The following is a 23,913-nucleotide window of genomic DNA, read 5'->3' on the forward strand; positions in this document are numbered from 1 at the left end:
AATCTGGACCAGAGAAGAGATGTTGGAACGCGGCGGAACCGCCCCGCTGGGGGCACGGCAACCCGTTTAAGCAAAGGAGTTTTGATGACCTCCTTCTTGTCGCCGACCACCCGTTCGTCGGCCCGCATCTTTATCAGGTTTGTCCGTTCCGACGGAAACGGCTCTGCTGCCGTCTCTGGGTGGCCAAGAGCCATCGAGAACACAAAACCCGCAATCTTCTCATCGACACCTCTCTGCGAGAGGTGCTCACAGACTTCCGGCAGGCGATCGGTGGAGAGATCGTCGTCATCATCGAAGACCATGCAATAGTCGCCAGTGGCGGAAGCAATCGCCGAAAACATCGCGCGGCCTCTGCCGTCATTCGGGCCGGTGGTGACCACCAAACTGGCATCGCGAGATGCGATTTCCGCAAGCGCTTCGTTCGTTCCGTCGGTCGAACCGTCGACATGGACGCATATCTGCAATGGGCAGTCCGTACGCAACAGTTGCTGAACCAGCGCCGCAACGCGATCCCGCCGATTGAACGTGGGGATGCAGACGCTCAATAGCGCCTGGGACTGCAATGGATTGCAGACTGCCTGTTTGCGAGCCGTATCGATTCCATCTGCTCCTGGTTACGCGATCATGGAACAGCGCGGATCAGCCGGGAAACGCCGAGCCTTATCCCCGCGCAAAATACGCCTTGTACCACTCGACGAACCGCCCGACGCCCTCGGTCACCGTCGTCGCCGGGCGGTAGCCGACCGCCTGCTCCAGCGCCGAGGTGTCGGCGAAGGTATCGGGCACGTCGCCGGGCTGCAGCGGCAAGAGTTCGACGATGGCTTTGCGGCCCAGCGCGTTTTCCAGCGCCTCGACATAGGCGGTCAGCTTCACCGGGTTGTTGTTGCCGATGTTGAAGATGCGCCAGGGGGCGCTGCTTGTGGCCGGATCGGGACGGCTGGAGTCCCAGGCGGCATTGCCCGTGGCCGGGCTGTCGCTGGCGCGGATCACGCCTTCGGCGATGTCATCGACATAGGTGAAGTCGCGCGTGTGGTTGCCGTTGTTGAACAGCTTGATCGGCTCGCCGGCCAGGATGTTCCTGGTGAACAGGAACAGCGCCATGTCCGGGCGACCCCAGGGACCATACACCGTGAAGAAGCGAAGCCCGGTCGTCGGCAATCCGAACAGATGGCTGTAGCTGTGCGCCATCAGTTCGTTGGCGCGCTTGGTCGCGGCGTAGAACTGCAGCGGATGGTCGGCCGGACGATGCTCGGAAAACGGCATGTCGGTGTTGGCACCGTAGACACTCGACGTGCTGGCATAGGTCAGGTGCGCGACGGCGCTGTTGCGGCAGGCCTCCAGCATGTTGGTGTAGGCGATGATGTTGCTTTCGACATAGGCATGCGGGTTTTCCAGGCTGTAGCGAACCCCGGCCTGGGCGGCGAGATGGATCACCCGGTCGAATGCATGGTCGGCAAAGCAGGCGTCGACCACGCTCTTGTCGGCGAGATTGCCGCGGATGAAATGATAGCCGGCATTGGTCTTGCGGCTCGCCTCGTCCAGAAGCCGCAGCCTCGCCTCCTTGATCTCCGGATCGTAATAGTCGTTGACGTTGTCGATGCCGACGACCTCGTCACCGCGCGCCAGCAGCCGCTTCGCTACGTGATATCCTATGAAGCCGGCCGCGCCGGTGACCAGAACCTTCATCAGAAACGCCCATCCGTGACATGCCTGGGGAACAGACCCTTGATGTCGTAGATGACGCCCGGGGTCTTGCAAAGCGCCATCAGGCCGTCGACGCCTAACGCGCGGAACTGCCTGTGGCCGACGGCCACGATAACGCCGTCATAACGCATGTCGGGAATGTCCTTCATGCTGGCTACGCCGAAGGCACGCGCGCATTCCTGCGCGTCGACCCAGGGGTCCCATATGTCGATGCCGGCGTTGTATTCCTTCAGTTGGGCAACGATATCGGCGACCTTGGAATTCCTCAGGTCCGGACAATTTTCCTTGAAGGCCGCGCCCATCACCAGAATCCGGCTGCCAACGACAGGTATTCCCTTGCGCATCATCAGGCGGGCCGTCTGATCCGCCGCGTGCCGACCCATGCCGTCATTGATACGGCGGCCAGCAAGAATCACCTCCGGATGATAGCCGAGTTCCTGGGCCTTGTGGGTGAGATAGTAGGGATCGACGCCGATGCAGTGGCCGCCGACGAGACCAGGCGTGAAGCGCAGGAAATTCCATTTGGTGCCGGCGGCTTCCAGCACTTCGGACGTGTCGATGCCGAGCTTGCCGAAGATAAGCGACAACTCGTTCATCAGCGCGATGTTGAGGTCGCGCTGAGTGTTCTCGATGACCTTGGCCGCTTCGGCGACCGCAATGCTCGAGGTACGGTGTGTGCCTGCCGGCACGATCGAGGCATAGAGCGCATCGATACCTTCGGCCGCTTCCGGCGTCGAGCCGCTGGTGACCTTGACGATCGTTTGCAACCGATGCTCGCGGTCGCCCGGATTGATGCGCTCGGGACTGTAGCCGAGGAAGAACCCCTCATTGTAGCGCAGGCCCGAATGTTTCTCGATCAGCGGCGCGCACACCTCTTCCGTGCAGCCGGGATAGACCGTCGATTCGAAGATCACCACCGCGCCTGGCGATATGACCTCGCCGACAAAAGTCGATGCCATGATCAGCGGTTTCAGATCCGGACGGTTGGCCCTGTCGATCGGCGTTGGAACCGTGACGATGAAAATCCCGCAATCGCGCAGATCGGCCTTGTCGGTGGTGAATGTCAGCCGCGACGCAGCACTGATCTCATCGCTGCTGGCTTCCAGCGTATGGTCGTCGCCACGCCTCAGCGCGTCCACCCTCGACTGGTCGATGTCGAAACCGACGACATCCCTGCCGGCGCCGAAGGCGACCGCCAGCGGCAGGCCGACATAGCCAAGCCCGATGATCGCTATTTTCCTGGAGGCGAGATCCATCTGCTTCCTGCGCTTGCTATTCCAGAGCCATGCTTCGCATTGGTTATCTCGCACCAAAGCCGGTAAGCATCGTTTTCAGCGTCTTGAGAGTTATCAAAACGTCCAGCCAAGGCGAAAAGTTCTTTATGTAATAGAAATCATAGTGCAATTTTTCCATAACGTCATCGACGGCAGCCACATGCCCCTGATTTACTTGTGCCCACCCACTTATGCCCGGCCTGACGATATGCCTGTAGCGGTAGAATGGCAGCTCAGCCTCGTACCACTGCGACAGCACGACAGCTTCCGGCCGCGGCCCGATCCAACTCATTTCGCCACGCAGGATGTTGATGACCTGCGGCAGTTCGTCGATCCTGGATTTTCGCAGGAAACGCCCGACTCTGGTGATGCGGTCATCGTCGTGCCTGGTGATCGCCCTTTCCTTGTCGCTGCCGGCGCCAGAGTGCTGGCGCATCGAGCGAAACTTGTAGACCGTGCAGATCTTTCCCCGGTAGCCCATGCGTTGCTGGCGAAACAGCGCAGGACCATCGGAATCCAGCCGGATCAGCAGCGCTATCAACGCCAGAACGGGGGAAAGAACGATGATCAAGACAAGTGCCGAGACCCAGTCGACCGCCTGCTTGATCTTGAGATAGGCCTGGTTCGGATTGAGCGAACCAAGCGTGTTTTCCGACAGGTGCTCGATCTCGACCCGACCGGTCAGCGACTCTCTGACCTGCTTGACGTGGTATACGGGCGTTCCCGAAAGGGCCCGATCCGCGATGTATCGTTCCCATTCCGCGCCAAGATCGGCACGCAGATCAACGACCACGCCGCTGGCTCTTTCGATTATCGTACTGGTCGACTTGATCCAAAACCAATGCACACCCGGTAACGTCTTGAGGCGCTCGACATCTCCGCCGGGAATCACCACGAGCCGGTACGGATCGAGACGCCGCGTCAACAGGCTCAGGCCGAAGTACCAGAGCGTGGACTGCGTGAAACTGGCGGCAGCCTGAAACCGGCTGTACTCGAACCGAAAAAAGAAGATGGTCAGGAAAACAGCCCCGTAGGACAGGGCAAATGTCGGCAAGATGTAACTTGCCGCGGCCACGCCTGGGAAATTTCCGATGCGGCGATAAGACAAGAAGCCCACAAGGTGCGCGATGACCGCAGCGGCTACTGTTACCTGAAGATTGGCCGAATAGATGAATTCAGGATTGAAGACAATCCGGATGATCGCCGGCGCAAAAATCGCGAATGTCAGTCCGCCAAGCAGTTGAAACCGAATCCTGAACAGGAAGTGCCGGCTTCCGACAATAGTCGACGCTGCGACATTCAACGTCTTCCCCCCTTCCCCGAAGCTGCCGTATCGGCGACAGACCAGCGCGATAGCGCATCTGACCTGATCGTTCACAACAACGAATCGGACGTCTCGCCCCCCGGCGATTCGATACAGTCGAAGACCAAGAGCTACGACAGCGCGGTCGCGCCAGCAAGCATCTATTTCTCAGATCAACAGTTCGGGAAATTGAAAAGCCTGGGCTAATAAAGCGACTTAATGATCATTACTGAAGATGTCGCAGCGTCTAGGGCGATCTAACCGACAATCTATCGAGGTTGGCGGACATCAGACCGGAAATCCGCCAGTGACGCCGCTCCGGCCAGTGGCTTGATTGCCCCTGGCCGTTTCTTCGATCGCGCGCTTCAGCCGCGCTTCAGCAGCGTCCAGACGGCCGGCACCAGGCTTGCCGCGAGCGCCACCTTGATCAGGTCGCCGACGATGAACGGCACGACGCCGAACTGCCACGACTTTTCCGGACCGATGAGCAGCGCCAGCCAGGCAAAGCCCATTGCCATCATGACGACTTCGCCAACCAGCATGGCGTTGAAAAGCTTGATTGGATGGCGGTCCCAGCCGCGATCCGCCGCCCAGCCGACAATTGCCGCCATGACCACGAAGCCGGCGAGATAGCCGCCGGTCGAGCCGAGCATGTAGGCAATGCCGAGACCCTTTTCAGGCGTGCTCTGGAAGACGGGGAAGCCCATGGCGCCCTCGGCCATGTAGAGCAGCAGGGTGGCGACGCCGAGACGCATGCCGAAGGCGGCGGCGATCAGCAGCACGGCCAGCGTCTGCATCGAAATGTCGACCGGCCCGAGCATTACCTTGGTCTTGGCCGACAGTGTCAGCACAAGCGTTCCGGCGATGGCCAGGAAAAGCTGCGTTGCCAGCCGCGCCGCGCCGTTTTGCGGCAGAGCCAGAGAAACAAGCGGACGCATCGTAGTTGCAATTGCCATGGTATTTCCCCAATCCGATTGCCGCACTCCGATGTTCGCGGCCTCACATCCTCCTATATTGGCTTGCGTGTTGTGCGGCAATCGGTTTTGCCGTTTCCCGAAACAAGGCACCGATGCATGGCACTGAAATTCGATACCGGCTTCGACCCCTTCTATGGCCAGGGGGTGAATGTCGCGCCCGATGTCCAGCGCATCACGGCCCGCAATCCAAGCCCCTTCACCTTTCACGGCACCAACAGCTACGTTGTTGGCCGCGATACGCTGGCGGTGATCGATCCGGGGCCGGAGGACGAGGCGCATCTGCGGACCCTGATCGAGGTGATCGCAGGCCGGCCGGTCAGCCATATCTTCGTCAGCCACACGCATCGCGACCACTCCCCGCTGGCGGCCCGGCTGAAAGAGCGCACCGGCGCCCTCGTGCTGGCAGAGGGGCCGCACCGGCCGGCAAGAGCCCTGCATATCGGCGAGACCAATGCGCTCGATGCCAGTGCCGACACGGCTTTCATCCCTGATGTCGCCCTGCCCGACGGCGAGGTGGTCGACGGCGACGGCTGGTCGATCAGGACGGTTCTGACCCCGGGCCACACCGCCAATCATGCGGCGTTCGCGCTGCAGGGAACCGGCATCCTGTTTTCGGCCGATCATGTCATGGCCTGGGCAACCTCCATCGTCGCCCCGCCGGACGGGGCGATGGCCGACTACATGGCCTCGCTGGACCGCTTGATCGAACGCGGGGACCGCTTGCTGTTGCCAGGACATGGCGGGCCGGTGACAGCACCGCGCGCTTTCATGCGCGGGTTGAAGACGCATCGCAAGATGCGCGAGCGCGCCATTCTGGAGCGGGTCAAAGAGGGGGACCGGACGATCGTGGACATGGTCAAGGCGATCTACAGGGACACCGACCCGCGGCTGCATGGCGCCGCCGGATTGTCGGTGCTTGCCCATCTCGAGGATCTGACGGCGCGCGGCCTGGTCACGACCGACGGCGACCCGGCCATCACCGGTATTTTTGTGCCGGCAAGCTAAGATCGGCGCGAGCTCATCTGCGCCCTTTATACTCTAGAAGCGGCTGGAGCGCTCTGCCGGTTGGGGCGACTTCAAGCCCTGGCAAGAGCATTCAGGATCAGTTGGAAGTCGTGCCGCGGTCTCCAGCGCAACCCGCGAGGCGGTCATGGAGAGGCTCGGCAACACATGCTCCTGCAGCAATTCCTGGCGACTGCGGTCCATATAGTCGTTGAAACCCGCGGTCACGAACGCAAGCGGCACGAAACAAGCGCCGATTTCGCGCGACAGGGTCGCCTCGGGGGCGATGGAATGGTTGAGCACATCCGCGCCCATGCTTCGATAAGCCAAAGCCTCGGCTGGGGTTGTCAGTCGAGGCCCGTAACAATGGGCAGCCACCAACTGCTGCTCGATGCCATGAACCCGGCATTCGGCTGGCCAATGACGGCGGGCCGTCTCAACCAGAACCGCCGCACATCTTGGACATACGATCTGCTTGCCCGAGCAGTCAAAGCTCTGGCGGTCTGGAAGCAGTGAAAAAGGCGTCTGCGTCAGTTCGATGATATCGGCAGTCACCACCATGTCGCCGGGTTGAATCGCTTTGTTGACGGCTCCAACGGTCGAGCAGGCCAGGACTTGCTTTACACCCGCGTTCATCAACACCCAGAACGCCCGGCGATGGCAGGAATGGTCGATATGGTCGCGCGGATTGCCGTGCGAATACATGCACAACGCACGTTTCGTTCTGCCTTCCGCAGTAATCGAGGCATCGAACTCGATCAGCTTCCAGTTGTCGCTGCGGCCGAAAGGCGTTTCAAAACTAATGTCACGCCGCAAGGTGCGCACACCATCGAATTCGATATCTTCCGGGAAGGCCAGCCCCCAGTTTGCCGACCCGGTGATGATGGCCAGTCCTACCTGAGGTATGTCCGCTGCGTGATCCGCCGGATCACTGGCTATCTGATTTGTGAGCATGTTTCCAATTTCAGTCATGATTTTTGGTGTAAAGTCACGATCAAGACGACGACCACGACCATGGCGGTCCACACCGTTGAGATCGCCGCGATGGTCGGATCGATCTGATCGCGCAGAGATATGAACATGAGCTTCGGCAGCGTGCTGTTTTGACCACTCGAGACGAAGATCGAAATGACGGATTCGTCGAGTGATGTCAGGAAGGCCATCAATATGGCCGACAGCAGACTGATCTGAAGCTGCGGGACAATTATGCCGCCGATGGCTCTCGCCCAGTTCGCGCCGAGGCTGCGCGCCGCCTGAACTTGGTTCCAGTCAAAGCGGGCCAGAGCGGGCAACAGCACAATGCACACGACAGGAATGGCCAACACCACATGCCCGACCAGCACGCCGAATAGCGTTCCGACCAGATGTTGCGCCGCCAGCACAAAGAAGAGACCGATCGCAAGCAGGATTCCTGGCACGATGGACGGGGTGAGCAGAATGCCCTGAATGGTAACAGCGGCCTTTCCGCCGAGCCGATTTATCGAAATGCAGGCCAGCAGCCCCAAGGGTACCGCGAGCATAGCTGTCAATGTTCCAAGAACCAGGCTCGTCCTGAGCGCAGCCATCCACGTCGCCGAACCGAAAAAATGATCGTACCAGCGCAATGAATATGCGCGCGGCGGGAACTCGAGAAGGTCGGACGCCGAAAAGGACAGCGGCGCGACCACGAGCGTTGGCAGCATCAAGAACGCCATCACGAGTGCGGAAAAGCCCCACAGACAGATGCGGGACAGCCTGTTGTCCGGATAGGCCTCAAGCATGGGACGCACCGTCGCGCGTCAGCAGTCGCCGTGCCGACAGGAACATCACACCGATCAGAGCCATGACAACGAGGAGCAGAATGCCCAGGACGCTCGCCGACCCCCAATCCTGAAAGGTCGATAGCGTGCGCTCGATCCGGGTGGAGAGAGGATTTACCTTGCCGCCGCCCAGCACCGCCGGCGTGATGAAGAAGCCGAGCGTATAGATGAAGACGATGATCGACCCCGAGAAGATGCCGCCGGCCGAAAGCGGCAGAATGACCGTGCGGGTCGTTTGCCCGAGAGTGGCGCCCATGCTCGCCGCCGCACGAATGAGGTTGGCGTCGATATCGCGCATCGCGGCATAAACCGGCAGCAGAAAGAGCGGCAGCATGTAGTGAACCATGCCGATCAGCGTTCCCGTGAAATTGTAGACCAGCGGCAATGGCTCAGCTGTCAGGCCTGAACCCGTCAAAGTTGCGTTGATCAGGCCATCGCGCCGCAACAGCACCAGCCAGCCATAGGTGCGCACCAGAATGGAGGTCCACAATGGCAGCATGACGAAGGCCATCAGCAAATTGGCCACCCTAGGTCTGGCGCTGGCCAGGGCGAGCGCCAGGGGAGTACCGAGAAGAATGCAGATCGCCAGCGTGCCCAGGGACAATTCAAGGGTTGTGACCAGTGCCGACCATGTCAGCCCGCTCGAAAGCACCTTCTCGTAGTTGCCGAGAGTGTATTCGCCATCCGTGGTCAGGAACGATTGCCGGATGATCCACAGGATAGGCAGTATCGCAGCCAGCCCAACGATGAACAGCGCCGGCAGAGAAAGTGAGAGGAAGAACCGCCGCTCTCGTCTTGCGTCTGCCGCAAGCGCGGGATTCGCCATGACGGTCACGCCCTAGCTCCTGGCATCGCGTGAACTTTTGCGGCTGGTGCAAAGGCGGTCATCGACTGGCCGGTGGCAAGCTCGGCGCAGCCGCTGGCCAGGGCTGCCGGAATGCAGACAAGAACTTCTTGCCCGCCGTCCAGCACAAGCGTCAGAAGCCAGTTCTCGCCGCGAAACACCTTGGCGCGCAGTGTTCCTTCGAGCGCGACGCCATCTCGTCCGACGAGCTTTGCATCAAGATGGAAGCTTTCCGCGCGGATCATCAGGGCTTCGGGCGATGTATCGGCGCCGTCGATTCTGCGCACGAGGCCTGGGGCTATAATGTTGGCCTCGCCTAGGAATTCCGCGACGAAGCGGGTCGATGGATGATGATAAATCCGCTGTGGCGTATCAATCTGCTGGATACGGCCGGAATCCATGACCGCGACCCTGTCAGACATAATCAGCGCTTCGCGCTGGTCATGCGTCACATAGATGGTTGTGATCCCCAAATCATCGTGCAGACGTCTGATTTCATACTGCATGGTTTCGCGCAGACTCTTGTCGAGCGCCGACAACGGCTCGTCCATCAGCATCACGCGTGGTTCGAAGACGATCGCCCGCGCCAGTGCTACCCGCTGGCGCTGTCCGCCCGATAGCGCGGCAATGTTGCGCTCCGACAGATCTTCCAGCTTGACGCGGGCCAACGCCTCAAACGCCCGCTTTCGGACCTCAGATCTCGGCGCCTTGCGCAGTACCAGCGGGTACTCGACATTCGCGAGGACGTTCATGTGGGGAAACAGGGCATAGTTCTGGAAGACGATGCCGATGTCGCGCTTGTTGGGCGCCAGGCGGGTGATGTCCCGATCCCCCAACAAGAGTTTGCCGGAATCTGGCCGGACAAATCCGGCCAAGGCCATGAGCAAGGTCGTCTTGCCCGACCCCGATGGGCCTAGCAGCGTGAGGAATTCGCCAGCCTTGATGTCGAGCGAAACATCGTCCAGCGCGACGTAGGTCCCATAGGTTTTGCGAACGCTGTCGATGGTGATCGCGAGCGACTTCATCATGTGCTCCAGCCCTAGAGCCGATGTATTCGAAGCTTAGCGGCTCATCATTTCATCGAAGGCCCTCTGGGCAGCCTCGCCGTTCTTGACCCACCAATCCGCGTTCGAGAACACCGAAGTGCCGGCATTTTCAGGCGCGGTCGCAAGGGTCTTCAGACGGTCCGCGGGAATAAGGCCACCCTCATAGCCAGCAGGATTGACCGGGCCGTAAGCGATGAAATCGGTCAGCTTGGCCACGCGCGCAGGCTGTGTCATCGCAGCTATCAGCTTCATGGCCGCTTCCTTGTTCGGCGCCCCCTTCGGCACTCCAAGACAGTCAGTGCCAATGACGGAACCCTTGAACGTGTAGTCGGCCGCGCCGCCATCTTTTTTCACTGTCTCCGCCCGACCGTTCCAGGTAACGATCAAATCCGCCTCACCGTCTTTCAGCAACTGCGCCGACTGAGCGCCCGAGGTCCACCACACCGAGACATTTGGTTTGATTGCTTCGAGCCGCTTGATGGCGCGATCCAGACCCTCCGGCGTGCCGAGCACGGGATAAATGTCCGCCGGCGCCACGCCGTCGGAGAGCAGTGCGATCTCGATCGAGTCTTGAGCATTGGCGCGCAGCGCGCGACGACCAGGAAACTTGGCAACATCCCAGAATTCCGCCCACGTCTTCGGCGGGTTCTCGCCGTATGTCTTGGTATTCCATGACATGACGGTGCCATAGGAGTCGAACGGATAGCAGTAGTCGGACTTTGCGCCATCTGGCACCGACTTTGGGTCGATAATCTTGTAGTCGAGAGGCTCCAGCAGCGATTGTGCGGCAGCCTGTGCGCCTTCCGGTGAGCCAAGGTGAATGACGTCGGTCGTGATAGCCCCCGAGGTGACCTGCATCTTCAAGGCGGCTAGGCCGTCGCTTAGGGTCTCCTCGCGGACATCGTATCCAAGCTCTTTTGCAGCAGGACCCCACATAGCTTCCTTCATGGCATTACCATAGTCGCCACCCGCTGTCGTAATGGTGACTGTTTGAGCATGGGCGGGCAAAGCAGCCGAGATTGCAAATGCTGCTAAGGAAATGCGTAGCCAAGACATAGGTTCTCCTCCCGAAATTATGAAATGTCGCTCAAAATCGCCGTTTCTCTTTAATCGTAACGTTACGATTGCACTCAATCTAAACCGAGTCAAGCTGCTTCCCCGAGGAGTTAGGATTGACCGGGATATCGAATCCGGTAACGTCACGGCGCTTCAGCAGGAAATCAGCCGGCGATTTAGCAATGAAGGCGGGCGACAATGGCCAATCTAAAACAGCTCGCGGTGGAACTTTCCCTTTCGGTGACGACGGTTTCCCGCGCTCTGAAGGACGGGCCAGAAGTCCATCCCTTGACCATTGCACGCGTGAAAGACGCGGCGAAACGGGCCGGTTATCTGCCAAATCATCATGGCTACGCGCTCAAAACCGGCCGAACGCTGACGATAACGGCAGTATACCCGATGGAGACACAAGACCATCTGTCCGATCTATTGAAGCTTCCCTTGATCGAGGGCATGACGCTGGCGGCGCGGCAAGCGGGTTATAGTCTCTCCATCTATTCCACCACTCCCGATGACGATCCTGTCGAGAGTGTGCAGCGGCAGCTTCAAGCGCGCAGCACAGACGGACTGATCATCACGCGCATGGTGTCGGGCGATCCGCGAGTCAAGCTGCTGCTGGATGCAGGCATGCCATTCGTCACATTCGGAAGAACGGACCTGAACGTCGCATATCCTTACGTTGATATCGACAACGAACAGATTGCCTACGAGGCGACCCGACGGCTGATGGATAAGGGCTGTCGACGCATTGCATTGCAACTTCTCGTTCCGGAAGATCAGGCGAGTGCCATGCGTCTTGCCGGGTATCAAAGGGCGTTGGCCGAGGCCGGTATTCCGATCGACCAATCGCTGATCGGTCACGGCATGTTCACGATGGAATCGAGCGCAGGCTGGTTCGATCGCCTACTGGCGTCGTCAGATCGGCCGACCGGCTTGGCATGCGCCAACGAACTGGGCCTTCTCGGGGCGTTACATGCTCTTGGCAGAAGAGGTCTTGTGCCAGGGAGCGACGTCCACATCGTCGCTCGTGACAGCACGCGGCTTGCACGCTTCCTGCCGGCAAAGATCGGCGTTCATTTCGTGGATATGGCCGGGGTTGGACGCAAACTCATCGAGGTCCTGGAGAGCCGGATCATCGATCCGCTTGGCCCGGTCTCGACGATCTTGTTGCAGGGGAGATACGAGCCCGCTGAATAGTCTATCCGCAGACCCAACTTGCATTCTGCTGCGACATACGGATTCGCCTGACTACAACCCGGTTCTGAAAGTCACTCGGCTGGCGCGGCGCCGACCTGACCGGCGACTTCCTGGTCGAGCTCCGCCAGGAATTCGGTGATGCGCGCGGCATTGTCGCCAAGGTCGTAGCGGCCGTAGCGGGATGCCGACCGCATATCGACGATGACCGTGTCGCCATCGTCCGTCACGCGGAGCGCCACATCGGCGGGAAGGCCGATCACGAAGCCCTTGGCGACGGCGGTGATGGTCACCTCGCTTTGCCCGGCGAGATCGGGATAGGGCTCCGACAGCTCCCAGTCGCGCCGGTCGAGTACGGTTTCGACGGCATTGACGACAGTCTCGAACGGCAGGTCGTAGCTGCGTGCGCTGACCAGCGGATAGCTATCGGCCTGCAGCCGCTGTTCCCCAGGCGTCGACGGTGCAAGCACGTTCATATCCTTCGTCCGGTCGCTCACGTCGAGCGTCGGCGGTTCGTCGAAATCCGTCGAGATATCCCTGAGCGGCGGATAGATCGTCGCCCAGTAGGCGGCGACGCCGTAGGGTGCGAGCACCAGCAGTGCCAGCAGCGCGCCGACCGTCAGGTCGCGGCCGCCGCGGTCGCCGAAATTCCACAGCCGCGAAAAGGCAAACCCGGCAAACAACAGCGCCATCGCCGCCAGCAGCGCGACAATGCCGAGCACCCACAGAAAGACAGGTGTTTCGACGAGATCGAAGCGATGGCCCACAAAGACCGTCAGCAGCAGCACCAACGAAAAAGCGGCCGTGCGCCGCGACCAGCCGGCCGCCTTCGACGTTTGCCGTTCAGGAATGCTAACCATCGTTTTCCGTGCTGCCCCAACCCGAACGGAGACTTAGTGCCTTTTTGCGATGGCATGAAGCCGAAACATGCGACATCGCGTCAATCGGTCGGCAAGCGATAGTCCTTGAATTGCTGGCGCAAGGTGATCTTCTGGATCTTGCCGGTTGCGGTGTGCGGAATTTCGCCGACGAAAGCGACATCGTCCGGCATCCACCATTTGGCCACCTTGCCATCCATGAACCCGAGAATGTCAGCCTTGGTCGGTTCCTTGCCCGGTTTGCGGACGACGACCAGCAGCGGCCGTTCGCCCCATTTCGAATGCTGAACGCCGATGGCTGCCGCCTCGGCGACATCGGGATGGCCGACAGCCAGGTTCTCGAGGTCGATGGTCGAAATCCATTCGCCGCCGGATTTGATGACGTCCTTGGCGCGATCGGTGATCTGCATGTAGCCGCCGGCGTCGATGTGGGCGACGTCGCCAGTGTCGAACCAGCCATCCTCATCGAACTGCTCCACGCCGGCGTCGCCATAATAGGCACGGGCAACGGCCGGCCCACGCACTTTCAGGCGGCCAAAAGTCTTGCCGTCCCAGGGCTGCTCGTTGTTGTCGTCGTCGGTCACCTTCATTTCGACGCCGAAGGGCGGGTAGCCCTGTTTCTGCTGGACGTCGAGCCGGGCTTCGCCCTCAAGACCAGCATGGTCCGGCTTCAGGGTACACAGCGTGCCGAGCGGCGACATTTCGGTCATGCCCCAGGCGTGGATAACCTGGACATCGTAGTTCTGCTGAAACTTGGTCATGATCGCGCGCGGGCACGACGAGCCGCCGATGACAACCTTGTTGAGATGGGGAAGCTCCTTGCCGGTCTCCTCCAGATGCTGCAGCAGCATCATCCAGACGGTTGGCACGGCGGCGCTGAAGGTCACTTTCTCGGTGTCGAGCAGTTCATAGATCGAGGCGCCATCCATCTTGCAGCCGGGCATGACCAGCTTGGCACCGATCATCGGCCCGCTCTGGCCAAGGCCCCAGGCATTGGCGTGAAACATCGGCACGACAGGCAGGATCGTATCGCGCGACGACAGTCCCATGGCGTCGGGCATGGCAGCGATCATGGCGTGCAGCACGTTCGAACGATGGCTGTAGACGACGCCCTTGGGATCGCCCGTGGTCCCGGACGTGTAACACATGCCGGCGGCGGTGCTTTCGTCGAAGGTCTTCCAGGCGAAGTCGCCATCCGCTTCGTCAAGCCAATCTTCATAGGCGACCGCGTTGGGCAATGTCGTCGGCGGCATATGCGCCCTGTCGGTCAGCACGATCACCTGTTTCAGCGACTTGACGGCGCCGGCGATCTTCTCGAGCAGCGGCACGAAGGTCAGGTCGACGAAGACTGCCTTGTCCTCGGCATGGTTCATGATCCAGACGATCTGCTCGGGAAACAGCCGCGGATTGAGCGTGTGGTAGATGGCGCCGATGCCCATGATGCCGTACCAGGCCTCGATATGGCGTGCGGTGTTCCAGGCCAGCGTGGCGATGCGGTCGCCCAGCCCATAGCCGTCGCGCTCGAGCCGCTGGGCGACCTTCAGGGCACGGCGATGGATGTCGGCGTAAGTGGTGCGCACGATCGGCCCCTCGATCGAGCGCGTCACGATCTCGCGCACGCCATGCTGCCGCTCGGCATTGTCGATGAGCTTATGGCAAAGCAGTGGCCATTCCTGCATCAGTCCCAGCATTCGATCCTCCCTCACGCTTTTGCGTTGTGCTTTTCGAGCTATTGTGGAGCGAACCGGCGGATTGTCCAGCCGCCAGCACCCCTGAGCGCCGCATTGGTGGAAAACCGCCACAATCCGGCCATCGTCGGCGTTAAGTTTCGTTAACGGGCAAAGGGGTGCGATTGGCGACTGAAAGAGGTTCGCATGGACGCGCAGCTCGACGACAAGGCTCTCGAGAGTACGCTTGCCGAAAGTCTGGCCGATCTGGTGCCGGACACAAAGACTGTTTCCGAAGATGAATTTGTTGAAGTTGTCGGCGGCGCGCTGGAAGCGGTCGGCGGCACGCTGCTGTTCAAGATGTGCGTCCAGAATCAGGGCGAGGACCAGCACGTCGCGGCCGCGTCAGTCGGCGATGGCGGAAACCGCCAGTTCCTGCTGCTCACCTTGCCTACCGGCGGCGGTTCCCTGAAGGTCGAGACCGTCTCGAGAAGCAGCAACCCGGTCGCCGGGATCGCTGCCGCCTATGCCGGTCTCATGGACGTGTTCAAGGCCGCCGCCTGACCGCTGACGACAAGTACCTCGAAGATTCCAGGGTCCGATTCATCAATGTCGGCCTCGGCAAGTTTTGCGGGCTGGATGGCGATAGCGGCCTTGCGCAACGGGCTTGCGCGACACACCTTAAGTCGACGCAAGGAGAGCCCCCCGCATGGATCAGATCGCCAACCCCGCACCGGTTTCCAACGCAACCCGGACAAAATCATCACTGTCGAGCCCTATGCCGGCACCGTTACCGTGCGTGTCGGAGACGTGGTCATCGCTTCAACAACGAAGGCCAAGGTGCTGACCGAGGCCCCCTATCCGGCGGCCTTCTACATTCCGTTCGCCGACATCGATTTCGGCAAGCTCGGCCGCACCGACCACTCGACCCATTGCCCCTACAAGGGCGATGCAAGCTATTGGAGCGTGCTGCCTGCCGGCGAGACCGGCCAGAACGCCATGTGGGCCTACGAGCGGCCTTTCGACGAAATGGCTGAAATCCGCAACCACGGCGCATTCTACGCAAGCAAGGTCACGATCGAAGCCAAACCGGACTGAGCCAACGCCGAAGGCATCGAGATCCGCTCGGCTGGCCAGTCACTCCGTCGTGCCGTTATTGCCGATGCCCTCGGCATCGTCGAGCCGCACAAAGGTCAAGCCTTTGGCCTTGAGCGCCAGCAGCCCCTGCACCACGCCTTCGCCGGCCGCATGGGTCGGCTGGTTGATGTGCGAGATGATGACGTCGCCATCCTTGGCCGCCGCGATGCGCCGGGCGGTCTCCTTGGCGCCAAGCAAAGAGCCGCCGTCGCCATTTATCGAGAATCCCGCGACCTTGAAGCCAAGCTTGCGGATCATGGCGATTGACGACGGGCTGTATTCGGCGGTTGCGCCACGAAACCATTTCGGCGCCGGCTCGCCGGTCCCGGTAAGAGCGGCGGCTCCCGATTCGACCTCGGCCAGCACCGCATCCGGGCTGCCGGCGCTGCGAATGCCATAGATTTTCCGCGGCGTGTCGACCGCCGGGACATGGTGGCCGCCATGATTTTCCAGTTCGAACAGATCGGGATGCGCCCGCATGATCTCGACGGCGGCGGCGTTTCGCTTCAGCCAGATGCCGGTCACGAAAATGGTGGCGGGGATCTTGTTGTCCACCAGCGCCGAAAGGATCCGGTTGTCGGTCTGTCCACCGCACGCGTCGAGCGTAAGCGCCACACGGCCGGCTCCGCTCGCCTGCGACTTGATGTGCAGCGTCGGCTCGACGAGGGGCGCGGCATGGCTGGCGGATGCCATCGCCCACGACAGGGCGATCATGCAGAGATTTTTTTGCAGCAGGCGCATCAAACCGATTCCCGGACCCGTCATTTCAAGCAGGCATCCCAACGACCCGCATGAAGGCGGAAATCGGGATGGCGCATAGCAGAAAAGCGCTCCGCGACAATGTGACCGTTCCTGTGGGCGACAGGTCATTCCACCGCGTCGAGAGCGGTCGTGCATGCGGCGCATGATCTCAGATGGCGTGTTCCAGTTTCATTTCGGTGCGCGAAAGAACCTCGCGCACCGCATCGACCACAGGCTTGACCTCCAGGCCCCAGACGCAGCATGCCTTGCTGGGATCCGGCGCGCGGCAGAGGTTTTCGGCCATGCAGGCGCAAGGCATCGGCGGCTGGAGCGAGATGCTGGGCACGCCGACGGGACCCCAGCGCGACGGCTCCGTCAGACCGAACAATCCGACAACCGGGGTTCCGGTGGCTGCGGCCATGTGCATCGGGCCGCTCTCATTGCCGAGAAACAGCCGGGCCTGTTTCAGCACCGCCAGCAGGCTTTCAAGCGACAGGTCACCGACGAGATTGACGACCGACGGCGCGGTCCTGGCGACGATACGTTCGGCGATCTCGCGCTCGTCCGGGCCGCCCACCAGGACTACGTCCAGGCCGGTCTCGCCGGCAATCTCGACGATCACTGCTGCAAACCGCTCCGGCTGCCAACGTCGGCCCTCGAAGCTTGCACCCGCATGTACCGCGATGAATGCGTTTGGCCTCAGATGGTGCTTACCCAGCAGCGCCAATGCTTTCGCCGTCTCCATTGGCAGCGGCTCAAGGTTTGGAATCACCGTGCGAAGTTCGATGCCGAGCGCTTCGAGCGGCGAGAGGTAGCGGTACAGGAAATGCTGACCATCAAAGCCGTAGGGCTTGGCAAAAACATTGGCGGGTTGCCGCTCCAACATACGCAAGGGTCTTTCGGAAGGACTGTAACCGACACGGGTCTTGGCGTTGACGAGCCCGGTGACGATGCGCGACGTCTTCGAGTCGGTCAGGTCGATGGTCAGGTCGAAACGGAAGCGGCGCAACGCCTGCACCATGGCGTAAAGCTCTTTCCCGCGCTCCAAGGACGTGCCGCGCATGCGGTCGCGCCTGAATGTGACCACCTCGGAAGCTATATCATGGGCGATCACGAAGCTCTCGAAGCGAGCCTCGCACAGAAAGACGATGCTGGCGCCGGGGAATGCGAGCCGCAGGTTCTTGGCGAGCGCCGAGGCGAGGACGAGATCGCCTATGAACTTGGTTTGGACGACCAGGATCGAGTGGAACGGCGCGGGAGAAATCTGCAGCATCTGTTTCCGGGAGCAATTTGCGGATAGCCGCAAATTGGGCAGGAACAATGTCGAGATTGCGCGACGCCGCCAGCACGTTCGCGTGAATTGCCTTACAAAACGGTAAGCTGGATGGATCCTATCGGCGGCCTGCCTTCGCAACCAGCACCGCAGCCTGCGCGGCCGCCAGCCTGGCGATCGGTACGCGATAGGGCGAACAGGACACGTAGTCGAGGCCGACCTCTTCGCAAAAGCGGATCGAGGCCGGATCGCCGCCATGTTCGCCGCAGATGCCGAGCTTGATGTCTGGCCGCGTCGCCCTGCCCTTTTGCGCGGCCATGCGCACCAGTTCGCCGACGCCGTCGATGTCGAGCGAGACGAACGGGTCCTGATCGATAATGCCCTTCTGGCGGTAGGTTTCCAGGAACGAGGCCGCATCGTCGCGCGAGATGCCGAAGGTCGTCTGGGTCAGGTCGTTGGTGCCGAAGGAGAAGAATTCGGCTGACTCTGCAATGACATGGGCACGGATCGCGGCGCGGGGGAGCTCGATCATCGTGCCAGTGAGATAGTCGATCTTGACGCCGGTTTCCTCCATGACGCTCTTGGCAACCGCATCGATGCGCGCCTTGACGTAATCGAGTTCCTTCACCAGGCCGACGAGCGGCACCATGATCTCGGGGACCACCAGAGCGCCGGCCTTCCTGCCGGCCTCCACGGCCGCCTCGAAAATGGCGCGCGCCTGCATCTCGGCGATCTCGGGATAGGAGACTGCCAGGCGGCAGCCGCGATGGCCGAGCATCGGGTTGAACTCGTGCAAGGCCTCGGTGCGCTGCCTGAGCTTGTCCGGCGACACCTTCATGGCGGCGGCGACCTCGGCCACCTCCTCCTCGGTCTTCGGCAGGAATTCGTGCAACGGCGGATCGAGCAGGCGGATCGTCACCGGCAGGCCGGCCATGATCTCGAACAGTTCGAGGAAGTCCGAGCGCTGCATGGGCAGAAGCTTGGCAAGTGCGGCGCGCCGGTCCTTTTCGGTGTCTGCCAGGATCATCTCGCGCATGGCGACGATGCGGTCGCCATCGAAGAACATGTGCTCGGTGCGGCAGAGGCCGATGCCTTCGGCGCCGAAGGAGCGCGCCATGCGCGCGTCGAGCGGCGTTTCGGCATTGGTGCGCACTTTCATGCGGCGGACCGCGTCCGCCCACTCCATGATGGCGGCGAAATCGCCGGAAAGTTCGGGCTGCAGCATCGGCACGGCGCCCTTCAGCACCTGGCCATTGCCGCCGTCAATGGTGACGATGTCGCCCTTGCGGAAGGTCGAGCCCATCGCCATCAGCGTGCCGGCCTTGTAGTCGACACGCAGCGAGCCGGCCCCGGAGACGCAAGGCTTGCCCATGCCGCGTGCCACCACCGCGGCGTGGCTGGTCATGCCGCCGCGCGTGGTCAGGATGCCTTCCGCCGCATGCATGCCGTGGATGTCTTCGGGGCTGGTTTCGATGCGCACCAGGATCGCCTTGCGGCCCTGCGTCTTCAATTCCTCGGCGTCGCCGGAGGAAAAGACGATCTCGCCGGTGGCGGCACCGGGCGACGCCGGCAGTCCGATGCCGATGACGTCGCGCGCGGCCTTGGGGTCGATAGTCGGATGCAGCAACTGGTCGAGCGAGGCCGGGTCGATACGGGCGACGGCTTCCTCTTTCGTGATCAATCTGTCGCGCGCCATCTCGACGGCGATTTTCAGCGCCGCCTTGGCGGTGCGCTTGCCGGAGCGGGTCTGCAGCATCCACAATTTGCCGCGCTCGATGGTGAATTCGAGATCCTGCATGTCGCGGTAGTGCTTCTCCAGACTGTCGGAGATGGTGACAAAGGACTGGAACGCGTCAGGCATCAGCTTCTGCAGCGACGGCCTGTCCGAGCCAGCTGCGATACGTGCCGCTTCGGTGATGTTCTGCGGCGTGCGGATGCCGGCGACGACGTCCTCGCCCTGCGCGTTCACCAGGAACTCGCCATAGAGCATCTTTTCGCCGGTCGAAGGGTTGCGCGTGAAGGCAACGCCGGTGGCCGAGGTTTCGCCCATATTGCCGAACACCATGGCCTGGACGTTGACCGCGGTGCCCCAGCTTTCGGGAATGTCGTGCAGCCGGCGATAGGTGATGGCGCGGTTGTTCATCCAGCTCGAGAACACGGCTGATATCGCGCCCCAGAGCTGCTCATGCGGATCCTGCGGAAAAGGCCTGCCGAGCTCTTCCTCGACCTTGGCCTTGTAGAGCGCGATGACGCCTTGCCATTCGAGCGCCGTGAGTTCGGTGTCGAGCTCGTGCCCGAGCCCCCCCTTCTGATCCTCCAGGATTTCCTCGAACACCTCATGGTCGAGGCCCATGACGACATCGGAATACATCTGGATGAAGCGGCGGTAGCTGTCATAGGCAAAGCGCGCGTCGCCGGAATCGGCGGCCAGCGCCTCGACCGTCTCGTCGTTCAGGCCGAGATTGAGCACGGTATCCATCATGCCGGGCATCGAGGCGCGAGCGCCCGAACGCACCGACACCAGCAGCAGTTTCGACGGGTCGCCGAACCGACGGCCGGTCAGCCGGCCGATGTGATCGAGCGCGACCGCGACATCGGCTTCCAACCCGGCCGGATAAATACGGCCGTTGGCGTAGTAGGCGTTGCAGACCTCCGTGGTGATGGTGAAGCCCGGCGGCACCGGCAGCCCCAGGCTGCACATCTCGGCCAGGTTGGCGCCTTTGCCGCCCAGGAGATTCCTGTCGCTGGCACGGCCTTCCGCCGCACCATCGCCAAAGGTGAAAACCCATTTGGTCATGCATCGCTCCGGTTGCAGGAGACTGGAAAGATTGGCGAAACGGAAAGTTCCGCCGGTCCGTCCTTGGAGCGATATGATGCTGCAGTGCGAAAGGCAAGACATCGGCAAAGCCACCTGGCCACTACAATCGATTAAGCAAAGCCGTGCTCCAGCATGCGGCAAAAAGACTTGCCAAGTCAGGAATTCTGGGGTAGAACATACAGTGAACAAACAGGTGCGCCATGAAACTGCCCGGAAAACTCGACTATCTGGAAATGCCCGCGACCGGTGGAACGCTGGACCGGCTGAAGGCTTTTTACAGTACCGCCTTTGCCTGGTCGTTCACCGATTATGGGCCGACCTATTCGGCCTTTGCCGAAGGCCTGGACGTAGGCTTTCAGGCAGATGCCGCGGAAGCGCCATCAAAGCCGCTGCCCGTGCTCTAAGCAGGGATCTGGAGCAAACCCTCGACGCTGTCGAAAGCGCCGGCGGCACGATTGTCAAACCGATCTTCCCGTTCCCCGGCGGCCGGCGCTTCCACTTCGTCGATCCAGCCGGAAACGATATGGCGGTGTGGTCCGAATAGCCCGCTGCATATCATTTGCCAGCGCTGCGTTGCCTGCCCAATTCGAGCGTTCCAACCGTCACTCATAAGGATTGTGCTTTTTGGCTGCTCTGCTAATAACGCGCCGCACAAGCGACTCTGACGGCAATTGGGGCGTCGCCAAGTGGTAAGGCATCGGTTTTTGGTACCGACATTCCCAGGTTCGAATCCTGGCGCCCCAGCCATCCCGCGAAGGTCCGTCCGGACACATAGGACCCGAGAGGACCTTTGCGATCTTGCATGAAGCCGATCAGCTAATAATTCGACTGTTTCATAAATCCAGATGAGCCAACGCCATCGCGGCAAATTCGGGTCCGCATTTGCACATGATCTGTACAGTGTCGCCTTGAACATCTCCTTCTTTCCATACATAGGTCGGCCAGGTGGGTGGCGGCTCAACATGGAACTTCAATGAACCTTCCTATCTTCGCCATCAACCTCGATCGCGAGACCCAGCGCTGGAGCGAATTGCTCGCCAGCGCCGAAGCGGCAGGACTGACCTTGCAGCGCATTGCCGCCGTCGACGGTCGGGCTCTCGCTGAAAAAGACTGGACGGAGATCGATCTGCCAGCCGCGCGCAAGCTGAGCGGGCGCGACATCCTTTCGGGCGAATATGCCTGTTACCGCAGCCATATCCGGGCGCTGGAAACGTTCCTGGCCGGAGGGAGCGCCCATGGCCTGATTGTCGAGGACGACGTCCTCTTCAGCGAGAATACCATGCGGCGCATCGAGGCCATCATCGCGGCGGTGCCGGATTTCGACGTCATCAAGCTGACCAACCATCGCATGAGCTTCTTCATGCGCGCGGTCGAGACAGTGGAAGGCGACGAGATCGGTCGTGCGCTGCATGGCCCGCAAGGCTCGGCCGCCGCCTATCTGGTGACCAGGGAGGGCGCGCAGGGTCTGTTGTCGGCGCTCGCCGTTATGAAAATGCCATGGGACGTCGCACTCGAGCGCTTTTGGGATACCGGCCTGAAAGTCTATTCGGTCCGCCAAAACGTGCTTGGCTTCGCCGCCAGCAGTGGGATTTCGGGCATAGCCGGTCCCTCGGGAAGCTACAAATCCGCAAGGCTGGGCGGGCCAAGCCGGCTACGTGCCGGGGTGTTGCGGGCCAGCGACGAGCTGCGCCGCCTGCATCACGTCCTGCTGCCGCCCCCTCTGCCGCGAGATGCCCTGGATGATGCCAAGGACAACGCGCCTCGCCACACCTTGCTTCTGTTGCTTGCGGCATTCGCCATTCTCGCTTTGGTCTCCGCGGTGTGGCGCGAGGCCGACACCTACCGCTATGCGGGCCTGGCGCTGGCCCTGGTCGCGGTCATCCGCTGGTTCAGAGTGGATTTGTGGACCTACAGCAAACCGCTGATCGGTTGGGTCGGCTTTCTCTGTCTGGGCTGGTCGCTCTATGTCTTCATCCGACTGGCGATCGTCTATTTCGGCACCCACCAGTTGGGTGGCGCCGAAGGCATTTACATGTTTCCGCTGTTCTATGCGACGACCGGCTTCGCGTTTCTGCTGTTTGTCAGGCAACCCGCACGGCTCGTGCTCTGGTTCATGATCCTCAGTCTCGTCTTCCTGGCGGCGGACACCTTCTATTCGGACATGTTTCAAGGCATCCAACCGGCCCCGTGGCTTTTCAACAATCCCATCCACGCGTCGGTGGCGGCCGGTTTCATCTTCCTCTGCACGCTGCAATTCATGGCCTACTCGGCCCAGAGAACGGACCTCGGGAAAGCAACCAAGAACCTGCATTGGGTCCTGTCGACAGCCGTCCTGCTGCTTGCCCTCGTCAACATCATCGAGATGCGCTCAAAGGGAGTGTGGCTTGCGCTTGCGCTCGCTCTGCTCTTGTTGGCGGTCATGACCCTGGCGAGAGGCCATCGCCGCGAACTGTTGGTTTCGGGTGGCGTGCTGGTGATCGTGGCGGCCGGCATTGTCGCGGCACACAACATCTTCTCGTCCACCGCCGACGATACCATGGCATTCGTCAAAACCTTGGTTCCGGATGTGTTCAGGCATGGGGTCCTCCCCGCCTTCGACCGCGCCATCGCGAGCGACGCGGTTCCGCTTGCAGCCAAGGAAAGGCTGATGCTGTGGGCGGATGCGATCAATATCTGGAAGCGCCACCCGATCTTCGGAGCCAGTTCCAGCTGGCTGACCGAATGGCAGAACAGAACCTATCATCCCATGATCTTCAATGTCTTCCACAATGGTTATCTGGAGATTGCCGTGCGTTATGGGGTGGTCGGACTGGCGTTCTTTGCCTTTCTCTACACCTGGTCGGCCAGGCAGGTTCTGCTGGCCAGGCGAGCCAAGCTCGTCGCTCCGGCCGCATGGTCCTGCTACATCTCCACACTGGTCTTCTTCGCCCTAACCATCCTCACCAATTCCAACAACCGGCTGGCCATGGGCGAGGCCTTCATGTGGTTTGCCGCAGCGTTCGGCTTCTATTGTTTTTATGTTCGCCAGCAGAAGAACCTTGTCGCGCCGCGGACCTATTTTTAGGGCCTGCCGGCGCAGCACGTATCTGACCAGCCGATTGCGACCAATCCACCTTTGACGCCCCGCTCAATTTCCCGATAATCGGGAAAGTCGATGCCAAAATCGATGGCTTATCGCCGGCAACCCCTTCGTTACGATC

At 61.1% G+C, this 23,913-nt stretch carries 19 protein-coding genes, 1 tRNA gene and 2 pseudogenes; 7 read left to right on the forward strand and 15 right to left on the reverse strand.

The features are described from left to right. From EN749_RS04800 to EN749_RS04820, 5 genes are all read right to left on the reverse strand, one after another. The coding region (locus EN749_RS04800) for a glycosyltransferase (RefSeq protein ID WP_128362646.1) at positions 1-563 on the reverse strand (563 nt) is incomplete at its 3' end. 97 nt (positions 564-660) lie between these two features. Beyond that, entirely contained in the window at positions 661-1,686 is a 1,026-nt protein-coding gene (locus tag EN749_RS04805) for an NAD-dependent epimerase (protein WP_128362647.1), read from the reverse strand. After that, entirely contained in the window at positions 1,686-2,960 is a 1,275-nt protein-coding gene (locus tag EN749_RS04810; protein ID WP_127810984.1) for a nucleotide sugar dehydrogenase, read from the reverse strand. The genes EN749_RS04805 and EN749_RS04810 overlap by 1 nt, the downstream gene beginning before the upstream one ends. Before the next feature lie 43 nt (positions 2,961-3,003). Beyond that, positions 3,004-4,281: a sugar transferase gene (locus EN749_RS04815; protein ID WP_245466273.1), complete on the reverse strand. Its 1,278-nt coding sequence runs from the start codon at positions 4,279-4,281 to the stop codon at positions 3,004-3,006. 365 nt (positions 4,282-4,646) lie between these two features. Further along, positions 4,647-5,237, reverse strand: a complete 591-nt coding sequence (locus EN749_RS04820; RefSeq protein WP_023808554.1) for a biotin transporter BioY — start codon at positions 5,235-5,237, stop codon at positions 4,647-4,649. Positions 5,238-5,354: 117 nt separating this feature from the next. Between EN749_RS04820 and EN749_RS04825 the strand changes: the two genes are divergently transcribed. Next, positions 5,355-6,263, forward strand: coding sequence for an MBL fold metallo-hydrolase (locus EN749_RS04825; protein WP_127327126.1), 909 nt, complete (start codon positions 5,355-5,357; stop codon positions 6,261-6,263). Positions 6,264-6,296: 33 nt separating this feature from the next. Here EN749_RS04825 and EN749_RS04830 read toward each other — a convergent pair whose 3' ends face one another. The 5 genes from EN749_RS04830 to EN749_RS04850 are packed head-to-tail and all read right to left on the reverse strand — an operon-like array spanning position 6,297 to position 11,005. Next, positions 6,297-7,214 carry a 5'-methylthioadenosine phosphorylase gene (locus tag EN749_RS04830; protein ID WP_127396568.1) on the reverse strand — a complete coding sequence of 306 codons (918 nt, stop codon included), beginning with the start codon at positions 7,212-7,214 and terminating at the stop codon, positions 6,297-6,299. A gap of 14 nt (positions 7,215-7,228) precedes the next feature. Beyond that, positions 7,229-8,020 (reverse strand): ABC transporter permease, encoded by a 792-nt coding sequence (locus EN749_RS04835; RefSeq protein ID WP_127396565.1) that lies wholly within the window; start codon positions 8,018-8,020, stop codon positions 7,229-7,231. Beyond that, positions 8,013-8,894 carry an ABC transporter permease gene (locus tag EN749_RS04840; RefSeq protein WP_128362648.1) on the reverse strand — a complete coding sequence of 294 codons (882 nt, stop codon included), beginning with the start codon at positions 8,892-8,894 and terminating at the stop codon, positions 8,013-8,015. Before EN749_RS04840 ends, EN749_RS04835 begins: the two co-directional genes overlap by 8 nt. After that, positions 8,891-9,928 (reverse strand): ABC transporter ATP-binding protein, encoded by a 1,038-nt coding sequence (locus EN749_RS04845; RefSeq protein WP_127396569.1) that lies wholly within the window; start codon positions 9,926-9,928, stop codon positions 8,891-8,893. Before EN749_RS04845 ends, EN749_RS04840 begins: the two co-directional genes overlap by 4 nt. Before the next feature lie 36 nt (positions 9,929-9,964). Next, entirely contained in the window at positions 9,965-11,005 is a 1,041-nt protein-coding gene (locus EN749_RS04850; RefSeq protein ID WP_127327122.1) for an ABC transporter substrate-binding protein, read from the reverse strand. Positions 11,006-11,203: 198 nt separating this feature from the next. On the opposite strand from EN749_RS04850, the gene EN749_RS04855 reads away from it, so the two are divergent. Continuing rightward, positions 11,204-12,202 (forward strand): LacI family DNA-binding transcriptional regulator, encoded by a 999-nt coding sequence (locus EN749_RS04855; RefSeq protein ID WP_127810987.1) that lies wholly within the window; start codon positions 11,204-11,206, stop codon positions 12,200-12,202. A 71-nt stretch (positions 12,203-12,273) separates the two neighbouring features. On the opposite strand, the gene EN749_RS04860 is transcribed toward EN749_RS04855, so the two are convergent. Then, positions 12,274-13,059: a DUF1499 domain-containing protein gene (locus EN749_RS04860; protein WP_128362649.1), complete on the reverse strand. Its 786-nt coding sequence runs from the start codon at positions 13,057-13,059 to the stop codon at positions 12,274-12,276. An 80-nt stretch (positions 13,060-13,139) separates the two neighbouring features. Continuing rightward, positions 13,140-14,768, reverse strand: a complete 1,629-nt coding sequence (locus EN749_RS04865; RefSeq protein ID WP_127395679.1) for a fatty-acid--CoA ligase — start codon at positions 14,766-14,768, stop codon at positions 13,140-13,142. A gap of 183 nt (positions 14,769-14,951) precedes the next feature. Between EN749_RS04865 and EN749_RS04870 the strand changes: the two genes are divergently transcribed. Further along, positions 14,952-15,308: a hypothetical protein gene (locus tag EN749_RS04870; protein WP_013532740.1), complete on the forward strand. Its 357-nt coding sequence runs from the start codon at positions 14,952-14,954 to the stop codon at positions 15,306-15,308. 145 nt (positions 15,309-15,453) lie between these two features. Beyond that, positions 15,454-15,842: pseudogene (locus EN749_RS04875) on the forward strand (DUF427 domain-containing protein). A gap of 39 nt (positions 15,843-15,881) precedes the next feature. Here the strand turns inward: EN749_RS04875 and EN749_RS04880 are convergent. From EN749_RS04880 to ppdK, 3 genes are all read right to left on the reverse strand, one after another. Then, positions 15,882-16,622 carry a polysaccharide deacetylase family protein gene (locus EN749_RS04880; RefSeq protein WP_127395678.1) on the reverse strand — a complete coding sequence of 247 codons (741 nt, stop codon included), beginning with the start codon at positions 16,620-16,622 and terminating at the stop codon, positions 15,882-15,884. 169 nt (positions 16,623-16,791) lie between these two features. Continuing rightward, a complete protein-coding gene (locus tag EN749_RS04885) occupies positions 16,792-17,895 on the reverse strand; it encodes a glycosyltransferase family 9 protein (RefSeq protein WP_127395677.1) in 1,104 nt (367 codons plus the stop codon). Positions 17,896-18,013: 118 nt separating this feature from the next. Beyond that, positions 18,014-20,692, reverse strand: a complete 2,679-nt coding sequence (gene ppdK, locus EN749_RS04890) for a pyruvate, phosphate dikinase (RefSeq protein WP_127395676.1) — start codon at positions 20,690-20,692, stop codon at positions 18,014-18,016. Between the two features lie 221 nt (positions 20,693-20,913). On the opposite strand from ppdK, the pseudogene EN749_RS04895 reads away from it, so the two are divergent. The 3 genes and pseudogenes from EN749_RS04895 to EN749_RS04905 all read left to right on the forward strand — a co-directional run bounded on the left by EN749_RS04895 (position 20,914) and on the right by EN749_RS04905 (position 23,777). Then, positions 20,914-21,257: pseudogene (locus tag EN749_RS04895) on the forward strand (VOC family protein). A gap of 128 nt (positions 21,258-21,385) precedes the next feature. Beyond that, a tRNA-Gln gene (locus tag EN749_RS04900) sits at positions 21,386-21,460 on the forward strand. A gap of 226 nt (positions 21,461-21,686) precedes the next feature. Further along, positions 21,687-23,777: an O-antigen ligase family protein gene (locus tag EN749_RS04905; protein ID WP_128362650.1), complete on the forward strand. Its 2,091-nt coding sequence runs from the start codon at positions 21,687-21,689 to the stop codon at positions 23,775-23,777. Positions 23,778-23,913: the final 136 nt, after the last annotated feature.

Origin of the sequence: Mesorhizobium sp. M7A.F.Ca.ET.027.02.1.1 (assembly GCF_004022985.1) — a bacterium.
GTDB lineage: Bacteria > Pseudomonadota > Alphaproteobacteria > Rhizobiales > Rhizobiaceae > Mesorhizobium.